9 protein-coding genes are annotated in these 5,834 nt (G+C 40.6%); 1 reads left to right on the forward strand and 8 read right to left on the reverse strand.

Going from position 1 to position 5,834, the window contains the following annotated elements; all coding sequences use genetic code 11:
* Both K6C05_RS08560 and K6C05_RS08565 read right to left on the reverse strand, forming a co-directional pair.
* Positions 1 to 826 (reverse strand): AbiJ-NTD4 domain-containing protein (locus K6C05_RS08560; protein WP_296733663.1); only part of this gene is annotated, 826 nt, incomplete at its 3' end.
* A 46-nt stretch (positions 827 to 872) separates the two neighbouring features.
* Positions 873 to 2,372: a class I SAM-dependent DNA methyltransferase gene (locus K6C05_RS08565; RefSeq protein ID WP_296733665.1), complete on the reverse strand. Its 1,500-nt coding sequence runs from the start codon at positions 2,370 to 2,372 to the stop codon at positions 873 to 875.
* Positions 2,373 to 2,612: 240 nt separating this feature from the next.
* On the opposite strand from K6C05_RS08565, the gene K6C05_RS08570 reads away from it, so the two are divergent.
* Positions 2,613 to 2,855, forward strand: coding sequence for a hypothetical protein (locus K6C05_RS08570; RefSeq protein WP_296733668.1), 243 nt, complete (start codon positions 2,613 to 2,615; stop codon positions 2,853 to 2,855).
* 116 nt (positions 2,856 to 2,971) lie between these two features.
* On the opposite strand, the gene K6C05_RS08575 is transcribed toward K6C05_RS08570, so the two are convergent.
* The 6 genes from K6C05_RS08575 to K6C05_RS08600 form a co-directional block, all read right to left on the reverse strand.
* Positions 2,972 to 3,226, reverse strand: coding sequence for a hypothetical protein (locus tag K6C05_RS08575; protein ID WP_296733671.1), 255 nt, complete (start codon positions 3,224 to 3,226; stop codon positions 2,972 to 2,974).
* Between the two features lie 19 nt (positions 3,227 to 3,245).
* The gene (locus K6C05_RS08580; protein WP_296733674.1) at positions 3,246 to 3,863 is read right to left on the reverse strand and encodes an ERF family protein; all 618 of its coding nucleotides are present in this window, start codon (positions 3,861 to 3,863) and stop codon (positions 3,246 to 3,248) included.
* Positions 3,864 to 3,888: 25 nt separating this feature from the next.
* Positions 3,889 to 4,317: a hypothetical protein gene (locus K6C05_RS08585; RefSeq protein WP_296733676.1), complete on the reverse strand. Its 429-nt coding sequence runs from the start codon at positions 4,315 to 4,317 to the stop codon at positions 3,889 to 3,891.
* A gap of 18 nt (positions 4,318 to 4,335) precedes the next feature.
* The gene (locus tag K6C05_RS08590) at positions 4,336 to 5,229 is read right to left on the reverse strand and encodes a hypothetical protein (protein ID WP_296733677.1); all 894 of its coding nucleotides are present in this window, start codon (positions 5,227 to 5,229) and stop codon (positions 4,336 to 4,338) included.
* Positions 5,230 to 5,243: 14 nt separating this feature from the next.
* Entirely contained in the window at positions 5,244 to 5,585 is a 342-nt protein-coding gene (locus K6C05_RS08595; protein ID WP_296733679.1) for a hypothetical protein, read from the reverse strand.
* Between the two features lie 11 nt (positions 5,586 to 5,596).
* Positions 5,597 to 5,834: JAB domain-containing protein (locus K6C05_RS08600; protein ID WP_296733681.1), on the reverse strand; the 238-nt coding region annotated here is incomplete at its 5' end.

The following is a 5,834-nucleotide window of genomic DNA, read 5'->3' on the forward strand; positions in this document are numbered from 1 at the left end:
AATACGGTCCACCTATATCACCCGCATGTCTAATCCCATTTGCATCTGAAGTATATCCATACAATTTTTGAAATGCGGATTTTAAAGAAGCATGAATCACTATGCCTCTTTCTTCCATCTTTTTTAGCATATTTCCCAATGTAGCATCTTTACCATTAGAATCAGTTAATATTTGGCAAATAGCTTCGACAGCACTTATGCTTTCTTTTATAGAATTTTCATAATCTGGTTGCTCTCTATCTGAAAGTAATTTATTTGCTTTTGAAATATGTTCATAAACAAAGTCATATTCCGTATTTAGTGTATCTTTAATTGCTTCAACCTCATAAGAGTCACTTATTGGTACAATTATTTTGTCAATAAAGCGATAACCTACATATTCTCTTTCAAATAATTCATTAACAATCTCATATAGCGATGTACTCCTATAACTCTGCGTGAATACATTGTAATAATCTATACCTCTTGTTTCCATAAGATATTCATCCCAATATTGAACAAGTTCTTCAATAAGTGTCAGGACATCATCAAAATCCCCATTCATTATCGTGTCATTAATGGCCGAAAAAACATCATCATCTTTATAATATATCCGTACATCTATACATTCAGAATAAATATCCCCTAAGACAAATTGTAAAAACTTTTGTATCCATGGTTTAAAGTATTCTAATTTGTTGTCATATACATCTCTATATAATCTTGTCACCATATTATTAAATTGTACCCGTGTTCTTTGATCAAAATGTTTAATTTGAATTTCAGTATTTTCAGATTTTATGCCATTACGATCTGAAAAACCATCTCTTACACTAACTTTTTTCATATATACCCCATCATATACATTTTTTTCACATTGTCACCAGTTTACATCATTCCATCTGTGACAACTTGCCACCAGCCTCGTTCAGCAACTTCTCCAGTTCATCCATCTCTTTGGCAATCTCAGTCTCAATATTTCTGATATTTGCCATAATTTCACTAGTTGGCGGGTACTCCACAGGCACATACTCAATTTTCTTATATTTGTTGATGGACAGGTCATAGTCATTATCCTTGATTTCCTCTACAGGTACAAAGAAGGACTGTTCAGTACGCTTTCTGTCTGCTTCAGCCTCCAAATTCCCGTATCTGTCCACAATATCAGGAATATCATTTTCCTGTACTGGCTGGCGCTTATCATCAAGGCTGAATCCGTCCGCCTTCATATCATAGAACCATACATTGTCGGTACCACCAGCACCAGTCTTGGTAAAGAACAATATAGCCGTAGATACTCCGGCATAAGGCTTAAATACTCCGCTTGGCATTGATACTACTGCCGTAAGCTTATTATTTTCAATGATTTCTTTTCTTATCTGCTTATGGGCCTTGCTGCTGCCAAATAATACCCCATCAGGAACGATTACCGCTGCCCGACCACCTTTTTTCAGAATACGCAGGAACAGAGCCAAAAATAAAAGCTCTGTCTTCTTGGTCTTAGTTACCTTTAATAAATTAGATGCCACTGCCTCAGCATCCAAGCTGCCCTTAAATGGAGGATTGGCCAATACCAAGGAATACTTTTCCTCATCAGCATTGCTTTCCGACAGACTGTCTCTATAACTGATATTTGGATTTTCCACACCATGCAGCATCATATTCATGGCACCGATACGGAGCATGGTAGTGTCCATATCATTGCCATAAAACATATTGTTATTAAAGTGCTCCCTCTGGTCATCGTCCAAAAACAAATCACTGTGGTGCTGACGCAGATAGTTCTGGGCTTCAATAAGAAAACCAGCGGAACCCATAGCCGGGTCTATAATAGTATCGCCAGGATTTGGCTGAACCATGTCCACCATCATTTTTATAATATGGCGCGGTGTGCGGAACTGTCCATTCGTTCCAGCAGTAGCTACCTTGGACAACAGATACTCATACAAATCACCCTTGCTATCGCCACCCTCATTGGCTTCGTCCAATCCCAGTCCATCAATGCCATCAACCACCTTGCTAAGCATACCCGGAGTAGGAATTTTAAATATAGCATCTCCCATATAACGAGAATATGCTGACTCACTATCACTGTGTAAATTTTTGATAAAAGGAAACACTTTGTTTTGTATCAGATCATACATCTTGGCCGCATCGCCCAAGTTTTTGAACTTGCTCCATCTGTATTCCTGTGCCTCATCAGGGAATATTCTGTCCGGGTCATAGCCAAGAATAGCAGCATCAGCTTCCCGCTGGGTCTCTACCTCATCAAGCTGTTTAATAAACAAAAGATAAGTAAACTGCTCTATAACATCCAACGGATTAGTGATACCGCCAGTCCAAAATGTTTCCCATATTCTATCAATTTTGTTCTTCAATTCACCTGTAATCATACATAAACCTCTTTCCAGATATATCTTCTTTAGCAACAGCAAAAAGCTGAGACTACCAACATACTCTCAGCCTTAACCTTTCTATATATAATTATATTCTTGATTTAAAGCTCTTTTCCTGCAAAACCTATGTTTTAATGCATCATATTACACTTTTATTTATAATTATCCCCCCCCCTAAGATAGCGGTTTGGAACCCATTTCCATGATGCAGAATATATAGTTTTTCCGATAATCGTGATGAAGATTTTAGCCATACCATCTTTTCTATCAAATGGACAAAATACACCATTTTCGTCCGTTGTCCATCGTTTTTTTCTGGGAAACCATATCCCGCAAGGAGTATGTATATATGTTTTTTTGATGGACAAGGTGGACGGTCGGACGGGACAATCTCAAAAAGTGATGCAGTTTGTAACAGAACCTAAAAAAAAAGATCCCCCCAGCGCACAGGCTGGAGGGGCAAAAAAGGATGCTGCATGATTATAGCAATGAAAATTACCATATAGTCACTGTTTTTTATTAATATACTAAAAATGAACCATCTCCGACCCGCAACGCAAGCCGGAGGTGATTCAAAATAATATAATTATACTACATTACTCTATAGTTGCAACAAATTTCACAAGAAACCGTATTGTGCGCCTTTCTTGTTCAGTAGTTAGCGAATCTGGTGATTCATCCATCACTTTGTAAATAAATGACAAGATAGCTTGCATAGTGTCAGCATCATGCAATACTCCACGAATATCACTTAATCCATCCTCCAGAGACCCATAATTATCAAGGTAATCATACGGATCGATATCATAAATCAGCTGATTCAACTTTTCGGCAAAATCTTCTTCTGTCATGCTATATCCCTTCAGTCCCTTATACGGCCTGGTGGTTCTTCTGGCAATCCATGCAGAGGCATGTACCAAACCGCTTCAGAGAGAAGTCCCGTACCTTGCTGGTGATTGGTTTCCCGCAGTCCACGCATACAATACCGCTGGCAGAACTCCCTCTTACCACCGCTCGTGGCTTTGGTGTATCTGCTGCTGCAAACTGGTCCGTCTTGATGTCTGCCTCCGGATCATCTCCAGTAGATATATTAAAAGCCATCATATAGGCATACTTTATGCTTGCTGTTTCAGCCTTCATAACAGCCTTGTCCCCGCTGTCCTGACCATTCCCAAGCCCGGCTATATCAAGATATTCACCGCTTTCTGAATCAATAAGTCTTATATTCATCTGAACCGTGGCCAGGTGCTCCTGATTACCCTTAGCATTGGTTACATGCTCAAGCGAGATAAGCTCCGCCTTCGCAACCGAGCAAATCTTATTCTTGCAGAGTGCTTCATTGACCTTCTCAAGCACATCCGCAGCTGTCGCATACTGATATTTATGGAAGTCGTTGGTTCCATTCTTCTGGATGTGTGAGACTTCCTCCATGACCTTGACCATTTTTCCTGTAATTTTTTTGACAGGTCTTTCCGTAGTAGTTTCCATCTATTATCTTCTCCTCTCATTGTATTTACGCCGTTTGGCCCAGTGAGTCCCAGCAATAGTGATACACCAAGCTGTACGGTCTTATTTCCTCTAACAGTTCTCCGTCTTCCCATAACTGCATACCAGAGTCATCCCCTGCGTCCTCATTGGCCCAGTAGTACCTAAAATCAAGCTCTGGAAACTTCTTTACCAGAGCCTCAACCGCCTTCAGCGGTGGTGTCCATGATGTTGAAAAACTTATGGTATTATCCCTGTTTTTTATGCAGTCTACCGAATCAGTTGAACCCCAGTTAGCTATTTTCCAGTCATGTAGGTCGATACTGGAATCCTTGGGCACTGGTATAATATTTCCCAAATCCACCAACCCATTCTCCCCTTCCAACGAGCTGACAGCCCTTGCAACATCTACCTTTTTTCCTATTACTACAAGCACATTCCGCACATAATTTGGCATATTGTCACCTCCATATCATTAACTAACCCTTTTCTGGACAGATTGCTTTACTGCAATGCCGTAATCGCAATAATCAGCCACATCACAGTAGTCCAAACATTTCCGGTCATGCCAGCGTTCTCTGGCGGAGCATACCTTTGGCATTTCCTTGGTGGCCATAGCTTCCTTTAACACCTTTGCCTTATGTTTGAAATAACGAATCAACCACCTGTCGCTTATTTTCTTTATCGGGATAAGGTAAACGCTCCTATCAATTCCCCGTTCAGCAGCGATCCTAAGGCTACTGTCCCGACAGATTGCCTGTATGACCATGCGGTTTACGGTAAAGCCCTGCTGTTCAAGGAGAATGCGATAGTAATTAAGTTGTATAGCCCAATCCATAACATGCCTTACACCATCAGTAAAAAGCTCCTGACGGTACTTTGGCTGTCCCTTCTTGGCACCTGTCTTATATACTTCACCAGTAGGAACAGACTTCTTGTAATAGCCCAATGAACGCATTATTTTGTAGCTGGATGTAACCTTCAAATCCCCCAGACAGCCTGTATCTTCATCAAGGAGCTGTCCATAGAGATCAAACTTACCGCTGGTGGTGCCATCCTTCAGGCGAACCTCTGATAATATATCCCCATCGATGAAGTTCTCATGGATACCATGAATGCCTTGGCCCTGCAAAGCATACAGTGTACTCTCCGGATTGATGGTATAATCTGTGATTTTCTTTAAATATGTCTCCCGACTGCCCGAAATCAGCTCCGTTACTGTAGGTTCATCAAGTTTTCGGTCAGAGCTTTGGGCTACAGCTCTAAGTGTAGGCAGGAACATACATCTTGTACCGCACCTGCAGCCATCAAGACATCCTGAAATAGCAATCTCCTGCCCATCCGGGCAGGAGAATTTTGTTGCTGGCATAATGTTTCACTCCTTTATGCTATTTTTACTTTTTCTTTTCCAGTATCTCTGGAATTACCGTCAAAAGGATTTCCAATGTTGTTCTTACTATTGGATTCATCTTCATTGCCTCCTTCATTCTCCGCTAATTCATGTTCAATTTGCATATCCCCATAAAATTCTGCATCTCTGATTTTATCAATCGAAATTTTACCTACAGCATTTATCAATGCTTCTCCAAGAAGCCTTGCCTGAGCAGGGTTTAGAGTAACCTCAAACTCGCTGTTTTTGGTCTTCATAAAAAGATATAAGCAATCGTCTATACGAAGCAATGTCTTTATATCATCAAAGGCCATACATGAATAATATGACGACATAATACTCCCCCCTAAAATATTTCCCTGTCTGTACTAAAAAGCTCGCTGTGGGACGCTCTGAGGCTCAGAGAGCCTTCTTTTGCTATGATGACATGGTCAACCAGTTGAATCCCCAAAATTTTGGAACTCTCAATCAGCTCTTTAGTAAATTTGATATCCTCCTGACTTGGGGTTGCAATACCTGAAGGGTGGTTATGAGCTATCACTACGGCTGCAGCCATTCTCTTGACAGCCATGGAAAAGATTTCT

The sequence above is a fragment of the Anaerovibrio sp. genome, assembly GCF_024697385.1.
Lineage (GTDB): Bacteria > Bacillota > Negativicutes > Selenomonadales > Selenomonadaceae > Anaerovibrio.